The following is a 16,025-nucleotide window of genomic DNA, read 5'->3' as shown; positions in this document are numbered from 1 at the left end:
TTTTGGAGAATGAAAGTTGTATTGCAACGGGCAAAAAGAGCGGAAGTTCGAGTAGATAATGAAGTGGTCGGCAGTATAGATAAGGGATTAATGCTCCTTGTTGCCGTTACACATGAAGATTCAGTAGAAGATGCCATCTATGTTGCTGATAAAATAGTAAATTTACGGATATTTGAAGATGAGAACGAAAAAATGAACTTATCCTTATTGGACGTCAAGGGTGGAATTTTATCTGTTTCACAGTTTACATTGTATGGTGACTGTAGAAAAGGAAGGCGTCCGAATTTTATGGCTGCAGCAAAACCTGACCATGCGGAACGTATTTATAATGCGTTTAACGAGAAGCTTCTTGAAAAAGGAGTAGGTAAGGTGGAAACTGGGAAATTCGGCGCCATGATGGAAGTTGATTTTATTAATGATGGCCCTGTTACCTTGATTGTGGAAAGTAAGTAACTTGAATGAGAAAATGCATGCTGCTTAGTTTGTGCAGCATGCATTTTTTAAAATTGTGAAGAGTTTAATTAGAATATATGGATAGAAGATAAAAGTGCCGACTAATTTACTGCCGGCACTTTTTTATGGTTTAGGAAATTATATAAAGTTTCGTTTGTGGATAATTTATTCAAAAGTAAGCAGCGTCCAGCTCCAGGCGCCAGAGACTATCAAACTTCCCTCGCCTCCTTACGATAAGCTCAACATCGAATCGCTAGCGCTCTTCGTGTTTCCTTTATCTCATACGGCTCAGTCCAGTTTGTACGTCTCTAAGCGGGCGCCTTGCGCTTTTGTTCTTATCTATCTCTAAAATACTGCGCCAATCCTTGATAAATGGCAGTGGATGCACGTTCTTGGAATTCACTCGTCAGTACGGTAAGTTCTTCCCCGCGATTACTTATATAACCAAGTTCAAGTAATAGGGACGGTTGGAGACTCTCCCTTAAAACAAGGTAATTTTCCTGACGTACATTACGGTCACGTAAGTTAGTGAACTGTATAAGAGATTGATGAACATGATTTGCTAGCCTCTTATCTGCAGCGTCATAATAGTACGTTGTGGTTCCAGTCACACTTGAATCATCAATACTATCATAATGAAGACTTAAAAATACATCTGCGTGATGGTGATTAGCAGTTTGTGCTCTAACTGGCAGACTGACAAAGGTGTCGTTTTGCCTTGTTAAATAGACTGTAGCTCCAGCAGCTTTCAGTTTATCCTGCAGCAACCTCGAGGTTCGTAGGGTAATATCCTTTTCATAGGTTCCCTGTGCACCAATGGCTCCTACATCTTTTCCACCATGACCCGGGTCTATTACAATAACCTTATTCAATAGATATTGCTCTGCTCCAGCACGAGTGAAGGTAGGTGCTTTTCCTTTTGTTGTAACGATCCACCCGGCTACATAGGCCTTCGTGCCGTCTTGCAGTTGAATTTGATACCAGTTATTTTCTACACCAATAATCGGGAAGGATTGACCTTCCGCAGCCCGATAAATAACTTTAGCGGATGTGGCAGCCTCACTTCGGATATTTGTGCCATCTTCAAGGATAAGGACAGTACCTTCGCCATCAAGTGAGGAAGAGTCAACAGACAAAGGTTTTTTAGCAAGAAACCAGCCTGCTACCCAACCAGTTTCCCCGCTTTCGTATTCAATTTCACACCAGTTATTTTTTTCACTTACTATTGTCACTTCTTCCCCTTGAAGAACCTGGCCGATAACTTTTCCGCTAAAACTCGGGTCACTACGGACATTTAATCCGGAAACAGAAATGATAGCACTTGAATTAGTCTCATTTGATGACGTGCTATTAGAACTTTGGTTGTCTATTTTTGCATAATCTTGATGAATCCATCCGGTTTTCTGATCATAAGAAATTTTTAACCAATTTAATTTTTGCTCTAGTACTAAGACAACTTTTCCTTCCGACAGAGAATCGAGCACTTCACTTTGTGTAGTGGGTTCGCTACGAACGTTAAGGCCGTTAGTAGTAATCGTTGCTGTTTGTGGGTCATCAGGTTCCGGTTGAGATGTAGGTGGATCTTCCGTCTCATTTGGATCTTTCTCTTGAATCCTGATAAATTCTTTAGAAACCCAGCCGTCTATCCCATTAGCCCTAATTTTGATCCAATTTTCATTTTCGTCCACATACCTAACTTCATCTGTACTATGAATAAAGCCTGTCACAGAAAAATTGGTTCCAGGACCGGAACGTACCCGCAAATCATCTGTTAATACTTGAACTTCAGATGCTTCCGTAACACTTGGAGAAGAGTGGGGCTGATTGTTATCTGATACTAGGAAGGATGCAACCCAGCCAGATTTACTGTCACTAACCTGGATTTTCAACCATTCTCCTTGGGTACTGATAACAGGATAGGTTTCCCCTCGTACTACTTTGGAAATGATACTGGAATTTGCATCAGGTTTCTCACGTACATTAAGTACATCCGTTGCTACCTCAATTGTTCTATTTGCATAGGCAGTCGAGGTGTTAAAGAAAGTAATAAACGTAGAAAATAGAAAAAGTCCGATAATAAAAATATGTAATTTTTGATGCAATAGTTATGCCTCCTAGATCTGAAGATTAATCACAACCACCCTATTTCTACAACAAAGCCAAAAAATCCTGCTACTGATGAAAGTTTTCTTATGAAAAAGGGAAGGATAAGGATTAGCGAATAGAAAAAGGGGCGACTACTTATGAAATTTAGTGATAAAAACAATCAAGCATATGGAAGTAGAGGTAGAGATGTTTTTGGTGTAAGCTTTCACGATTTTATCGAAAAAGAAAAAGACTCAACCTACGTTGAATTGGCTTCTGAATTTGGTATTACAATGCGAGACGTTAAGGTAATGAAAAAACACTTAAATCGAATAGAATAAAACCTTGACAACTGCTTTCTAATCTATATATACTAGCAAGTATCTACTTACAAGGTCTTAGCTTACACCTAAGCAACAATAGGTTAGTATAGCTAGTAGTACATATTACAAGCCTTCAATGGCTTCATACAAACATACCAATGATGGAGAATAGTAATTAAGAAACATCATGGAAAGAGAAGAAATGTCCTAGGCTGAAAGCATTTCCCCATGAAATCTTAATGAATGAACACTCCGTAGGATCCACTCTGAAAAAACTGGTTGCTCTTTGAAGATAGCAGACCCGTTCTACTAGGAGAAGGACGTTGCAGGCGTTAACTGCTTAAGTGGAAGCATATAGCTCAATAGGCTATTCTAGCATGCTTCAATTAGGGTGGCACCACGGGAGATAACTCTCGTCCCTTGTTTAACATAAGTTAAGCAAGGGGCGGGAGTTTTTTGTATTAACGGAAGAATAGATTGTGAACTATAAATGGTAATAAAAGGTAAAAGGGGGCAGACCCCTTTTGGAAATTAAAGGAGGAACCGATTATGGCAATACAGATACCGCGTGGAACTCAGGATATTTTGCCTGGGACTGTGGAGAAGTGGCAGTATATTGAAGCGAAGGCGAAGGAGATTTGTCAGCTTTATAATTATAAGGAGATAAGAACGCCGATTTTTGAGAGTACTGAGTTATTTCTTAGGGGTGTCGGGGAGACGACGGATGTGGTGCAAAAGGAGATGTATACCTTTGAGGATCGTGGGGGCAGAAGTCTTACATTACGCCCAGAGGGTACAGCGTCTACGGTACGCTCTTTTGTAGACAATAAAATGTTCGGCTCACCTAATCAGCCTACTAAACTTTATTACGTCGGCCCGATGTTTCGTTATGAACGCCCACAGGCTGGACGCTTTCGTCAGTTTGTTCAGTTCGGAGTCGAGGCTCTAGGCAGTAATGATCCATCCATTGATGCAGAAGTAATCGCATTAGCAGTGGAACTATATAAAAGTTTAGGGTTGAAAAACCTGAAAGTAGTTATTAACAGTCTTGGAGATAAAGAAAGCCGTCAGGCACACCGTGATGCATTGATTCAACACTTCCAGCCTCGTATCAATGAATTCTGCAGTGATTGCCAAGGAAGATTGGAAAAAAATCCACTAAGGATTTTAGATTGCAAGAAAGATCGCGACCATGAACTTATGGCAACTGCTCCTTCTATTTTGGAATATTTAAATGATGAATCGAAAGCTTATTTTGATAAAGTAGTAGCTTATCTTTCCGCTCTAGGTATCAGCTATGAAATTGATCCCAACCTTGTCCGAGGACTTGACTATTACTACCACACTGCATTTGAAATAATGAGTACTTCGGAAGGTTTCGGTGCTATTACAACCTTATGTGGTGGAGGAAGGTATAACGGTCTTGTTCAGGAAATTGGCGGGCCTGAAACACCTGGTATCGGATTTGCTTTGAGTATTGAGCGGTTACTCTCTGCGATGGAAGCAGAGAATGTGGATTTTCCAACGGATGAAGCAATTGATTGCTATGTGGTTGCATTAGGTGACCAGGCAAAAGAAACGGCAGTAAAGCTTTTGTTTGATTTAAGAAAAGCAGGAATTGTAGCTGAAAAAGATTACCAAGACAAAAAGCTAAAAGCACAATTTAAAGCTGCAGACCGTCTTCAGGCAAAGTACACCATTGTCTTTGGAGATGATGAGCTTCAAAAAGGTGTCGTTTCAGTAAAAGAAATGGCAACCGGCGAGCAGAAGGAAATTGCATTAGAAGAAGTAACAACTTATATATCTGAAAAGAAAAGTGGGGAGAGATCTATATGACAGGTAGAACGTATTTTTGTGGGGAAGTTCCGGAATCATCCATTGGTGAAATAATCGAGCTTAAAGGGTGGGTCCAAAAACGACGCGACCTTGGCGGCCTTATTTTCCTAGACCTGCGAGATCGAACAGGATTGGTTCAAATCGTGTTTAACCCTGATGTCTCTCCAGAAGCATTAAAAACTGCTGAGCATGTTCGTAACGAATATGTACTGTACATCAAAGGGAAAGTGGTTGCACGTGAGGCTGCAACGGTAAACCGTAAAATGACTACAGGTGGAATTGAAGTACAGGCAGACGTAATCGAAGTATTAAACGCTGCAAAAACACCGCCATTCGTTTTAGATAACAAAACAGAAGTAAGTGAAGATGTTCGCTTAAAGTATCGTTATTTGGATCTTCGCAGACCGGTTATGTTTGACACCTTAAAAATGCGTCATGAAGTGACAAAATCCATAAGAGAATTTTTAAACGACCAGCAGTTTATGGAAATTGAAACACCGATTTTAACAAAAAGCACGCCAGAGGGAGCGCGTGACTATCTAGTTCCAAGCCGTGTACATCCAGGAGAGTTCTACGCATTACCGCAATCACCACAGATTTTTAAACAATTGCTGATGGTATCTGGGGTAGAGCGTTATTACCAAATTGCTCGCTGCTTCCGTGATGAGGATTTACGTGCTGATCGTCAACCGGAATTCACGCAAGTGGACATAGAAACATCCTTTCTTTCTCAAGAAGAAATTATTAGTATGATGGAAGATATGATGGCGATGGTGATGAAGAATACAAAAGGGGTAGATGTTCCAGCTTCCTTCCCGCGAATGACCTATCAAGAAGCAATGGATCGTTATGGTTCGGATAAGCCTGATACACGCTTTGAAATGGAGCTAGTAGATCTTTCCGAGCAAGTGAAAGAGTGTGGATTCAAAGTCTTTACTGGAGCCGTTGCGAACGGTGGCCAAGTAAAAGGAATCAATGTTAAAGGGGCGGCAAGCAACTATTCCCGCAAGGATATTGATGCTCTGACAGAATTCGTATCTGTATACGGTGCAAAAGGCCTCGCTTGGTTAAAAGTAGAAAGTGATGGCCTAAAAGGTCCAATCGCTAAATTCTTTAACGAAGAAGAACAGCAAAGCTTTATTCAAATATTGGATGCGGCGGAGGGAGATCTTCTGTTATTTGTAGCTGATAAAAAATCAGTCGTTGCCGATGCACTTGGAGCATTACGTATGAAGCTTGGAAAAGAGCTTGGATTGATTGATGAATCCAAATTTAACTTCCTATGGGTGACGGACTGGCCATTGCTTGAATACGGCGAGGAAGAAGGCAGATACTTTGCAGCCCATCATCCGTTCACAATGCCTGTCCGTGAAGACCTAGCTTTACTAGATACAAATCCAGGTGAAGTTCGTGCACAAGCGTATGACCTGGTATTAAATGGATATGAGCTAGGTGGAGGTTCTTTACGGATTTATGAGCGTGACATTCAAGAGAAGATGTTTGAAGTGCTTGGTTTTACAAAAGAAGAGGCAATAGAGCAGTTTGGTTTCTTACTCGAAGCATTTGAATATGGAACACCTCCACATGGCGGTATTGCCCTTGGATTGGACCGATTGGTTATGCTGTTAGCTGGAAGAACAAATCTTCGAGACACGATAGCGTTTCCTAAAACAGCAAGTGCGAGCTGTATTTTAACACAGGCGCCAAGCCCTGTTGCAGGCGGGCAATTAGATGAATTACACTTGTCGCTTGCTGTCAAAAAAGAGTAGATTTTCCTATACGAAGTGACCTTGCAAACGAAAAATGCATGTGTTATTATATTTTCAAGCAAGAGTAAGTCCTGATGTGTTCGTCGTATAACCTATTGTTTTGACCGAACAATAGATTATACGGGAGCTCAGAGTTTTCGTTGCTGCGTACATGCCTCCTTTGTCTTGAGGACGTACAAATGCATGAAACAGAGCACCCACCTGCAGTTAGCGGGTTCAAAACGAAGGCATCAACGACGGCACAATTGGGACTTGCTTACATAACGGAAGTAAAAACCAACATTCTAAATTTAGAATGTTGGTTTTTTAAGTTTAATTAGTATTTTACTTTCTTTGCTTTGACTTGCCTCTTGAGAAAGACAGCTTTTTATAGCTGCTACCTAGAAGATTTACGATACCCTTTTTGAAGTGCTTCTTCCTCGGTTCTAAACAGCTCCACAGGGTTAGTTCTCTCATAAAATGCTCCACCAGGTACATGGTAAATTAGCTCTCCACGTGCATTCTTATTTCCTTTAATTAGTAGGAACTCTTCCGGTTCAGAATCAGAATGGTTGTTTTTGTTAGCTTCTAAAGTGGAAGAAACGGCTCCTAATGTTTGCCTAACTTGAAAGGTAAGCCTTTCTTTATCAAGCATCTGCCGGTTTTTGTTATTCAGCTTTAGGATTGTTACCAATCCACCTATTAAGAGGAAAAGAAAGGAAAAGAGCCTTAAGAAGATTTTCAGCATAATAATCCCACTTTCTTTAGTGCATGTTTAATTAAATCTTATTAGTGAATATATATAAACATATCCAACTACTATTCCCTTTATAATATGGGAGATAAACCTTTTCGTCATTAATTAGAAATTCCTATAAGACTACTTGCATTTCCTATGAAGTATGATATATTCGATTTCGGGTACAATCTTTACAAAGACTAAAAAGACTATGTGATAAGAGATAAATGGAGTTGATAGGAATGTTACATCAGTTTTCAAGAAACGAACTAGCAATAGGTAAAGAAGGATTAGATATTTTAAAGAACAGTACGGTTGCTGTACTTGGTATTGGGGGCGTAGGGTCCTTTTCTGCGGAGGCTTTAGCACGCTCTGGAGTTGGCCGTCTTATCCTTGTAGACAAAGACGATGTAGATATTACAAATGTTAATCGTCAAATACATGCGTTAATGTCCACTGTAGGGAAACCTAAAGCAGATCTAATGAAAGCCCGTATTGAAGATATTAACCCGGATTGTGAAGTTATTTCTTTAAAAATGTTCTATACAGATGAAACATATGAAGAATTTTTCAGCTATAAACCGGATTATGTTATAGATGCATCAGATACCATTTCTTATAAAATTCATCTGATGAAAGAATGTCTTAAGCGTAAGATTCCGATTGTATCAAGTATGGGAGCGGCTAACAAAACAGATCCAACGCGATTTAAAATGGAAGATATCTCCAAAACGCATACAGATCCGATTGCAAAAGTCATTCGGACAAGACTTCGAAAAGAAGGCATTCACCGTGGTATCAAGGTTGTGTTTTCGGATGAAAGTCCTATTATAATTCGTGAAGAAGTAAGGAAAACCGTAGGAAACGATAAGGCTGAAATTCGTAAAGCGAAAATGCCACCTTCTTCTAACGCGTTTGTTCCATCGGTAGCTGGCCTAATTCTTGGTGGATATGTAATTAATGATCTATTAAAGGATATATCTATTCAAAGAGTCGGCGGAAAACAATAATGATAAGAGGATGGCTTAGAGCACAATTGCTCTGGACCATCCTCTTTTTACATTACCTCGTCATGTAGAGCAGTCATTTTTCTTGCACGGTCCATAATTTGGACGAGCATTTCGTAATCGTCATTAATGATACTTTGTTGTTCTTCCATCTTCCGAAGCTGTTCTTTTAAAGCTTGCTGCTTTCTTTTTAACATTACATTTTCTTGTAATAACCGTTCGTTTTCCAGTTTAAGACCTTGTTCTGATTGCAATTCACGTTTATAGGTTTGTAGGTATTGAATGCAATCGTCTAGCGTAATGGAATCTTTATTTTGTGGAAGCGGTTCATATGAAGTCTCTTCACCCACCTCTAAATGGTAGGAGTCTGCATTAGTTTTATGTAAAGGTAAAGAAGAAGTTGCAGGTGCAGGAAGCCATTCCAGTTGCAGTTGGGGCTTTGTTCTTTGCAAGGGTTGAGCCGCCGCTTGTTGTTCTTTTTTTTGTTTGTCCAAGGCACGCTTGCGCTCTTTCCGCTGTTTCTTTGCGATAGCCACCGTTGGCTCATATTTTTTTCGGACTTCTGCATTCCATCGAAAGCCACAGGCAGCCGATGTACGGTTCAACTTATCTCCTACTTCCTCAAATGCTGCAAGCTGGGTTCCACCATCTCTTATGTATCGTAATACAGTTTCTGCTAGTAATAAATCATCCTCATGTGACCATGCATCCTGACGCACTTTCATTAAACGACACTCCTTTAAAACGAACGTTTTTTTACCATCGTTACCTTCTTGGATGGCTTTTATACTATTTTAAGAGAATTTGTTCTTTTGAAGTTTTTTGCAAATGTCTAGATCCAAGGGCTATAATGTTCAAGTTTCATCGTATAGTAAATCGAAAGCTTCTTGATTTCCCACCTTTGAGTAGCAGATCTCCGACATATAAAAAGAGGGGTGGATAGTCCATGAAGGGGAAGAGGTGCTAGGTATGTGAAAAGCAAGGTGGAAGATGGATTATCATATATTCCACAATCGGGCCATTCAATTGAATAAGACTGGGAATCTTCAGAAGTTAATTTGCGAATTTGAGATAAGGTATATTATATTTGTTGAATAGATTCTCTTTAAAAACAAGAAAAGTAGGTGAACAAAGTGGGGAAATATCAATTGGATACCAAAGGTAAGGTAGCTGTGACAAAGTTTCATGAAAAACAGACACCTGCTAAATTTGATAAAAAGCAACAACTTGAAAAAATACGTGCGGAGTATTTGAAAAAGAAGCAAAAACAAACAGATAAATAATATGAATGAAAACATAGGAAGACTAAATCTCCCTATGTTTTTCTTATTCGAAGTTCTTTTTTAAATTGATAATGAAAATTCCGATTGGTTTAAAAATATGATATCTAATTTGAGGCTCATTATGGCAATAATTTTTCTTACATGGTTATCTGGAGTAGGGACTGGTTTTAGATAGTTTTGAAAAAGTATTACCGTTAATAGAAATAAGGTCTGATATTATTATAGATACTACACATATTGGAATTAACGAGGTTTGTAGAAAACTTAAAGAATTATTATAATCATTTTTCTGGTTATTCAATTATCGAGCGCTTTCCTGGAACAACAAGGATATGCGCTCTTTTTATATTTTACATCTTGAATTTGTAAGTTATGCCAGAAAAGGACAGTTTACTAAAGTATTCCTTATAAAGAGGAGGTTAGCAAATGAGGTTGATAATAATCTATTTTCTAATAATTATTATTTTGGTTGGATGTAACTCAACGGTTAAAATAACTTCTTTTGAATTAACCTCGATACAAATTATAGAAGAAAATAGTTTTTACGTAGATTGTTCATGGGCATTTAAAAAGCCTTGGTGGGCAAGTAGTCAGACAACAGAGAAGGAATTATGTGAAGTAAAAGTAACGGACATAACAAGTATTACAGATAAGGACGGAAACAGTTTATATTTTACCGACTTGTTGGAGGAAGATAAAGTTCAAATCGTATTAACAGAAGAAACCAACATTGAAAAAAATAAAGCTAGAGAAGTAGAAGCTAAAGAAATAATTTTGTTGCAAGGTAAGTAAGCAAAGACAGAAAAACATAGTATGTATGATATTCCGGTACTTTACCTGTATAAATAGTTAATAGAAAAACCTTAACCACTGCGTTCGAAATTGCGTAAAGCAAAAACTCGAATGTGTTGGTTAAGGCTTTTTAGTTCTTGGAAATTCAGAGAAGTGCATTTCATTTCTTTTTGGTTTTTTCATAAACCTGAGCCAATGTTGTTTCAAATTTACTGGTTCCTTTTGGTTTGTAGTATGATTTGTGCTTGAGCTTATCAGGTAGATATTGCTGTGCAACCCATCCTGATGGGTAATCATGGGGATAAAGGTAATCAAGGCCTCGACCTAGTGATGCGGCCCCTTTATAATGGGCATCCTTAAGATGCGCTGGAACATCTCCGACGATGCCTTTTCGGATATCTGCCAAAGCTTCATCTAATGCTTTATAAGCTGAGTTTGACTTAGGAGATAAACATAGTTCAATCACTGCATTGGCTAAAGGGATCCGAGCTTCCGGGAATCCTAGTCGTTCAGCTGCTTCAATGGCAGCAAGTGTCCGGGCACCGGCTTGTGGATTGGCTAAACTAATGTCTTCGTAGGCAATGACAAGCAAACGTCTTGCAATACTCACAAGATCTCCGGCTTCTATCAGTCTACCTAAATAATGAAGTGCAGCATCCACGTCACTTCCCCGGATTGATTTTTGAAAAGCCGAAAGAACATCATAGTGACCGTCTCCATCTTTATCATGGTAAAAGCTCTTTTTTTGTAAACACTCTTCGGCAGTTTTCCTATCTATCACAACCTCATTTTGCTCATTAGCTGTTGTGGAAAGCACCGCAAGCTCCAATGCATTTAATGCGGAACGGACGTCTCCTCCACAGCCATTAGCAAAATGCTCTAAAGCATCAGGTTCCAATCTTACATGATAGTTACCTAGTCCTCGATCAACATCATGACGGGCCTGCTCGATGACTGCTTTGATTTCCTCGACAGATAACGGATGAAGTTCAAAAATTTGACATCTACTTCTGATCGCGGGGTTAATGGCATGATAAGGGTTGCTGGTTGTGGCACCAATCAAGGTGATGCTACCGCTTTCCAAATGTGGCAGCAGGAAATCTTGCTTTGCTTTATCCAAACGATGTACTTCGTCTAATATAAGAATAACTTTACCGGACATTTTTGCCTCTTGAGCAACAATTTCCATGTCTTTTTTATTATGAACTACTGCATTTAAGCTGCGAAAAGCATACTGTGTACTTCCCGCAATAGCGGTTGCAATGCTAGTTTTTCCTATTCCAGGCGGTCCGTAGAGAATCATCGAGGAAAGATGTTTAGCTTTAACCATTCTTTGGATGATCTTTCCTTCCCCAACAAGGTGCTCCTGCCCAACCATTTCTTCTATAGTTCTTGGCCTCATACGATAAGCCAAAGGTTTTTTACTCATAAAAAAATATCACCATCCTACTTGCTGTACATTTTTCTTTATTACCCACTGTACCACATTTAAAGTCATGGTTAGAAATGTAAAGAATCTAGTTCTATGCTATAATGGGAATGATTTTATAGATAATAGTCGAGAGATAGAAGGAAGTAAGAGACATGTTAGATGAGCGTAGTAGGGAGAAAAGCGTATTTTTGGCAAAGTGGTTCATCTTTTTTATTGGTTTGTTGATTATGTCTTTTGGAATTGTACTGATGATCCGAGCAGATTTAGGGAGTGCCCCGTGGGATGTTTTTCATATTGGTCTCTTTATTCAACTAGGTTTAACTATTGGTACATGGTCTATTATAGTAGGCTTTTTTATTTTGGCTATTTCCTCCATCATTTTAAAAAAGCTTCCATCCATTGGTGCTTTTCTCAATATGCTTATGGTGGGGGCCTTCATCGATCTTTATCTTCTACTACCATTTCTACATACACCTTTGTCTTTTGTAGGGAAATTATTGATGCTTATAGCAGGTGTATTAGTAATCGGAATAGGAATTGGCATTTATATTTCATCCCGATGCGGTGCTGGTCCACGGGATAGCTTGATGATTGCCTTAACAGAAGTTGCCGGGTGGAAAGTGCAACATATTAGATTAGCGATGGAATTAATAGTATTATGTTTAGGGTGGCTTTTAGGAGGCCCGGTTTTTATCGGGACCATTCTATTCAGCTTATCCATTGGAGCGATTGTAGGTTGGACACTTCCAGCATGTCAGAGGACAACCGATACTATTCTTAATAAAATACAGCACAAAAATAATAAAGTAACCATTCAAATATAAAGTACTGGATATAGAAAGAATAGGGGTGTGAGAGAATGAAAATTTCAACAAAAGGAAGATACGGTTTAACAATTATGATTGAGCTTGCTAAAAACGTAGGGGAAGGCCCGCTTTCTTTAAAAACAATTGCACAAACGCATGATTTATCCGAACATTACTTGGAGCAATTGATTGCACCACTTCGCAATGCCGGGTTAGTTAAAAGTATACGTGGAGCCTATGGTGGTTATATTTTAGCAGATGAGCCGGGGAAAATAACAGCCGGAGACATCATTCGTGTACTAGAGGGACCAATCAGTCCTGTTGAAGTACTGGAAGATGAAGAGCCAGCAAAGCGGCAGCTATGGATTCGTATTCGTGATGCAGTGAAAGATGTATTGGATAATACAACATTAGAGGACCTGGCCAATTATTCCGGTGAAGACCAGGAAGCATATATGTTTTATATTTAATAAAGAAAGGAGGGATTATCCATGAAACCTGTCTATCTAGATCATGCAGCTACTGCACCTATTCATCCAGCTGTTATTGATAGTATGTTGTCTGTTATGCAAGAGGACTTTGGTAATCCTTCGAGCATCCATCACTACGGTCGAAAAACAAGGCATCTTATAGATGAGGCAAGGAATGTTGCAGCAAAGAGTATTGGTGCAAAAGAAAATGAAATCATCTTTACAAGCGGCGGAACAGAAGCCGATAATCTTGCAATAATTGGTGTAGCCAGAGCCAATAGGCATCGCGGGAATCATATTATTACAACAAGTATTGAACATCATGCCGTTCTTCACGCATGTGAACAGCTTGAAAAAGAAGGCTACCAGATCACCTATCTTCCTGTAAATGATAGAGGAGTGGTTGATGTTCAAGATGTGAAGAATGCTATGACAGATCAGACAATCCTAGTGACAATCATGTACGGAAATAATGAAGTAGGATCTATTCAACCAGTGAGGGAATTGGGCAGTCTGCTTAAAAATCATCAAGCTTATTTTCATACAGACGCCGTTCAAGCTTTTGGTCTTTGCTCCATAGATGTAGTGGAGCTTGGTGTTGATTTTCTTTCTGTATCCGCTCATAAAATTAATGGACCTAAAGGTATAGGCTTCCTTTATGCTCGTTTTGGCACCAACTTCTCTCCTTTATCTTTTGGAGGAGAACAAGAAAGAAAGCGACGAGCAGGCACAGAAAATGTTGCTGGTATAGTTGGCTTGAAGACGGCAATTGAACGAAGTGTGGAGGAAATGCCCTTTAAGACTAAACAATATAATATGTTCAAACAATTAATCATGAGTATATGGCTGGAAGAAAAGGTGAACTTTGAAATCAACGGTTCCTTGGATGATACCTTGCCACATGTAATGAATGTTTATTTTCCCGGAACAAATGTGGAGTCGCTCCTTGTCAACTTAGATCTAGCAGGTATAGCAGTTTCGAGTGGTTCAGCTTGTACTGCAGGTTCTATTGATCCTTCTCATGTTCTAGTGGCAATGTTCGGCAAAGATTCGAAGAGGATTGCTTCTTCCATCCGCTTTAGCTTTGGATTAGGAAACAAAGAAGAAGATATTACATTTGCTGCAAAAGAAACTGCAAAAGTAGTAAAGCGATTAACAAAAAACAAATAATACGGGGTGATCACAATGACAAAAGCACCAAAAGATACCCGTGTAGTAATAGGAATGTCTGGTGGAGTCGATTCTTCCGTTGCGGCACTTCTTTTAAAAGAACAAGGCTACGATGTTATTGGTATTTTCATGAAAAACTGGGATGATACCGACGAGTTTGGCGTTTGTACAGCAACAGAGGATTACAATGATGTGATTCGAGTATGTAACCAAATCGGAATACCTTATTACGCGGTAAATTTTGAAAAACAATATTGGGACAAGGTGTTTCAATATTTCTTAGATGAATACAAAGCAGGACGTACGCCAAATCCCGATGTTATGTGCAACAAGGAAATAAAGTTCAAAGCATTCCTCGAGCATGCAGTCGACTTGGGTGCCGATTATTTAGCAACAGGGCACTATGCTCAAGTGGAATATCGTGATGGGGAATATAAAATGCTTCGGGGACTTGATGAAAATAAGGATCAAACTTATTTTCTAAATCAGCTCGGTCAAGAACAGCTTTCGAAAGTAATGTTCCCAATCGGTAATATTGAAAAATCAGAAGTGCGTGAAATTGCAAAGCGAGCAAACCTTGCTACTGCGACAAAGAAAGATAGCACAGGTATTTGTTTCATTGGAGAACGTAATTTTAAAGAGTTTTTAAGTGGATACCTTCCTGCTCAACCGGGAAGCATGGTAACACTTGACGGAGAAGTAAAAGGAAAACATGATGGATTAATGTATTACACAATTGGCCAGCGTCATGGACTTGGAATCGGCGGCAGTGGTGATCCTTGGTTCGTTATCGGTAAAGACCTAGAGAAAAACACCCTCTATGTTGGGCAAGGCTTCCATAATGAGCTTCTTTATTCTGACTCCATCATAGCGGCAGACGTTAGTTGGGTTTCAGATAACCCTCCAACCGAGGAGTTATCATGCACAGCTAAATTCCGTTATCGTCAGCAGGATAATAAAGTAAATGTGCAATTGATTGAAGATAACAGAGTGAAAATTATCTTTGATGAGCAGATTCGAGCTGTCACACCTGGACAAGCAGTGGTGTTCTATAATGGTGATGAATGCTTGGGTGGAGGCACCATCGATCATGTTTTTAAAAACAATGAAAAACTTTGGTATGTTGGATAATCAAAACCTCAACTCATAGTGGGAGTTGAGGTTTTTCTTGTGTTATACTTGGTAGGAAAAATAGGAGAATAACAACTAAAGAGGTGTACATAGATGAAAGACAATAATGCAATAGGTATTGAATATTTACAACAGGGTAAGTACGAAGAGGCGCTTGCAGCCTTTTCACAGGAAATTGAGCAGAACCCGGAAAATGCCGTGGCCTATGTTAATTTTGGTAACGTGCTAAGTGCAGTTGGAGAGCAAGAGAAAGCAAAGAAATTTTTTGAGCGTGCCTTGGAGAAAGATGAAAATATGGGAACAGCGCATTACGGATTAGGAACGCTCTTTTTTCAGCAGGAAAAGTGGGATAAAGCAAAGGGTCATTTTGAATTGGCGATGAAAAAAGGAGTCGAGGATGGCGATATTTACTTTATGCTTGGAATGACACTCCTACAATTTGAGCAGCCAAAGCTTGCACTTCCTTACTTCCAGCGTTCTGTAGAGTTGAATCCCGACGACACAGAGGCAAGATTCCAGTTTGGATTATGTTTAGCAGGACTTGGCTTAATTAAGGAAGCTACAGCGGAGTTTGAGACAGTTGTGACAGAAGATGATAACCATGCCGATGCTTGTTACAATTTAGGTGTTGCGTACGCCTATCAGGACAAAAGGGAAATGGCACTGGAAATGCTTGATAAGGCACTGGAAATACAAACAGATCACATGCTGGCAGCACATGCAAAAAAGATAATCACTGAAAACTAAGGG

At 39.4% G+C, this 16,025-nt stretch carries 16 protein-coding genes, 1 other RNA gene and 1 other annotated feature; of the genes, 13 read left to right on the top strand and 4 right to left on the bottom strand.

Going from position 1 to position 16,025, the window contains the following annotated elements; genetic code table 11:
• Window positions 1-9 precede the first annotated feature (9 nt).
• The gene (gene dtd / locus K9B36_RS13905; protein ID WP_223702858.1) at window positions 10-453 is read left to right on the top strand and encodes a D-aminoacyl-tRNA deacylase; all 444 of its coding nucleotides are present in this window, start codon (window positions 10-12) and stop codon (window positions 451-453) included.
• Window positions 454-788: 335 nt separating this feature from the next.
• Here the strand turns inward: dtd and K9B36_RS13900 are convergent, their stop codons facing one another.
• Entirely contained in the window at window positions 789-2,555 is a 1,767-nt protein-coding gene (locus K9B36_RS13900; protein WP_223702856.1) for an SH3 domain-containing protein, read from the bottom strand.
• Window positions 2,556-2,696: 141 nt separating this feature from the next.
• Between K9B36_RS13900 and K9B36_RS13895 the strand changes: the two genes are divergently transcribed.
• The 4 genes from K9B36_RS13895 (at window position 2,697) to ssrS (ending at window position 6,722) form a co-directional block, all read left to right on the top strand.
• Complete coding sequence (locus K9B36_RS13895; RefSeq protein WP_223702854.1) at window positions 2,697-2,879, top strand: RNA polymerase subunit sigma-70; 183 nt, start codon at window positions 2,697-2,699, stop codon at window positions 2,877-2,879.
• 131 nt (window positions 2,880-3,010) lie between these two features.
• Window positions 3,011-3,285: a binding site (T-box leader), on the top strand.
• Window positions 3,286-3,410: 125 nt separating this feature from the next.
• Window positions 3,411-4,697 (top strand): histidine--tRNA ligase, encoded by a 1,287-nt coding sequence (gene hisS, locus K9B36_RS13890; RefSeq protein ID WP_223702852.1) that lies wholly within the window; start codon window positions 3,411-3,413, stop codon window positions 4,695-4,697.
• Window positions 4,694-6,466 (top strand): aspartate--tRNA ligase, encoded by a 1,773-nt coding sequence (aspS, locus tag K9B36_RS13885; RefSeq protein WP_223702850.1) that lies wholly within the window; start codon window positions 4,694-4,696, stop codon window positions 6,464-6,466. Before hisS ends, aspS begins: the two co-directional genes overlap by 4 nt.
• A gap of 65 nt (window positions 6,467-6,531) precedes the next feature.
• Window positions 6,532-6,722, top strand: a non-coding RNA gene (gene ssrS, locus K9B36_RS13880) — 6S RNA.
• Window positions 6,723-6,842: 120 nt separating this feature from the next.
• Here the strand turns inward: ssrS and K9B36_RS13875 are convergent.
• On the bottom strand, window positions 6,843-7,193 hold the full coding sequence (locus tag K9B36_RS13875) for a sunset domain-containing protein (RefSeq protein ID WP_223702848.1): 351 nt from the start codon (window positions 7,191-7,193) through the stop codon (window positions 6,843-6,845).
• 233 nt (window positions 7,194-7,426) lie between these two features.
• Here K9B36_RS13875 and K9B36_RS13870 point away from each other — a divergent pair, with 233 nt between their 5' ends.
• Window positions 7,427-8,194 (top strand): tRNA threonylcarbamoyladenosine dehydratase, encoded by a 768-nt coding sequence (locus K9B36_RS13870; RefSeq protein WP_223702846.1) that lies wholly within the window; start codon window positions 7,427-7,429, stop codon window positions 8,192-8,194.
• Between the two features lie 47 nt (window positions 8,195-8,241).
• On the opposite strand, the gene K9B36_RS13865 is transcribed toward K9B36_RS13870, so the two are convergent.
• Entirely contained in the window at window positions 8,242-8,916 is a 675-nt protein-coding gene (locus K9B36_RS13865; RefSeq protein WP_223702845.1) for an RsfA family transcriptional regulator, read from the bottom strand.
• 408 nt (window positions 8,917-9,324) lie between these two features.
• Here K9B36_RS13865 and K9B36_RS13860 point away from each other — a divergent pair, with 408 nt between their 5' ends.
• Together K9B36_RS13860 and K9B36_RS13855 are read left to right on the top strand one after the other, a co-directional pair.
• Entirely contained in the window at window positions 9,325-9,474 is a 150-nt protein-coding gene (locus K9B36_RS13860) for a hypothetical protein (protein ID WP_088090641.1), read from the top strand.
• Between the two features lie 426 nt (window positions 9,475-9,900).
• Window positions 9,901-10,266, top strand: a complete 366-nt coding sequence (locus K9B36_RS13855) for a hypothetical protein (protein WP_223702843.1) — start codon at window positions 9,901-9,903, stop codon at window positions 10,264-10,266.
• 160 nt (window positions 10,267-10,426) lie between these two features.
• Here K9B36_RS13855 and K9B36_RS13850 read toward each other — a convergent pair whose 3' ends face one another.
• Complete coding sequence (locus K9B36_RS13850) at window positions 10,427-11,695, bottom strand: replication-associated recombination protein A (RefSeq protein ID WP_223702841.1); 1,269 nt, start codon at window positions 11,693-11,695, stop codon at window positions 10,427-10,429.
• 155 nt (window positions 11,696-11,850) lie between these two features.
• Here K9B36_RS13850 and K9B36_RS13845 point away from each other — a divergent pair, with 155 nt between their 5' ends.
• From K9B36_RS13845 to K9B36_RS13825, 5 genes are all read left to right on the top strand, one after another.
• Window positions 11,851-12,522, top strand: coding sequence for a YczE/YyaS/YitT family protein (locus K9B36_RS13845; protein WP_223702839.1), 672 nt, complete (start codon window positions 11,851-11,853; stop codon window positions 12,520-12,522).
• 35 nt (window positions 12,523-12,557) lie between these two features.
• Window positions 12,558-12,974 carry a cysteine metabolism transcriptional regulator CymR gene (gene cymR / locus K9B36_RS13840; protein ID WP_223702838.1) on the top strand — a complete coding sequence of 139 codons (417 nt, stop codon included), beginning with the start codon at window positions 12,558-12,560 and terminating at the stop codon, window positions 12,972-12,974.
• A gap of 21 nt (window positions 12,975-12,995) precedes the next feature.
• Window positions 12,996-14,144 (top strand): cysteine desulfurase family protein, encoded by a 1,149-nt coding sequence (locus tag K9B36_RS13835; RefSeq protein ID WP_223702836.1) that lies wholly within the window; start codon window positions 12,996-12,998, stop codon window positions 14,142-14,144.
• Window positions 14,145-14,159: 15 nt separating this feature from the next.
• Window positions 14,160-15,275 carry a tRNA 2-thiouridine(34) synthase MnmA gene (gene mnmA / locus K9B36_RS13830; RefSeq protein ID WP_223702834.1) on the top strand — a complete coding sequence of 372 codons (1,116 nt, stop codon included), beginning with the start codon at window positions 14,160-14,162 and terminating at the stop codon, window positions 15,273-15,275.
• A 93-nt stretch (window positions 15,276-15,368) separates the two neighbouring features.
• Window positions 15,369-16,022 (top strand): tetratricopeptide repeat protein, encoded by a 654-nt coding sequence (locus K9B36_RS13825; protein ID WP_223702832.1) that lies wholly within the window; start codon window positions 15,369-15,371, stop codon window positions 16,020-16,022.
• Window positions 16,023-16,025 lie beyond the last annotated feature (3 nt).

Origin of the sequence: Sutcliffiella deserti (genome assembly GCF_020037475.1) — a bacterium.
In the GTDB taxonomy this organism is placed as follows: domain Bacteria; phylum Bacillota; class Bacilli; order Bacillales; family Bacillaceae_I; genus Sutcliffiella_A; species Sutcliffiella_A deserti.
The sequence above is the reverse complement of the archived record's forward strand: the minus strand, read 5'-3'. Positions and strand labels throughout refer to the sequence as shown.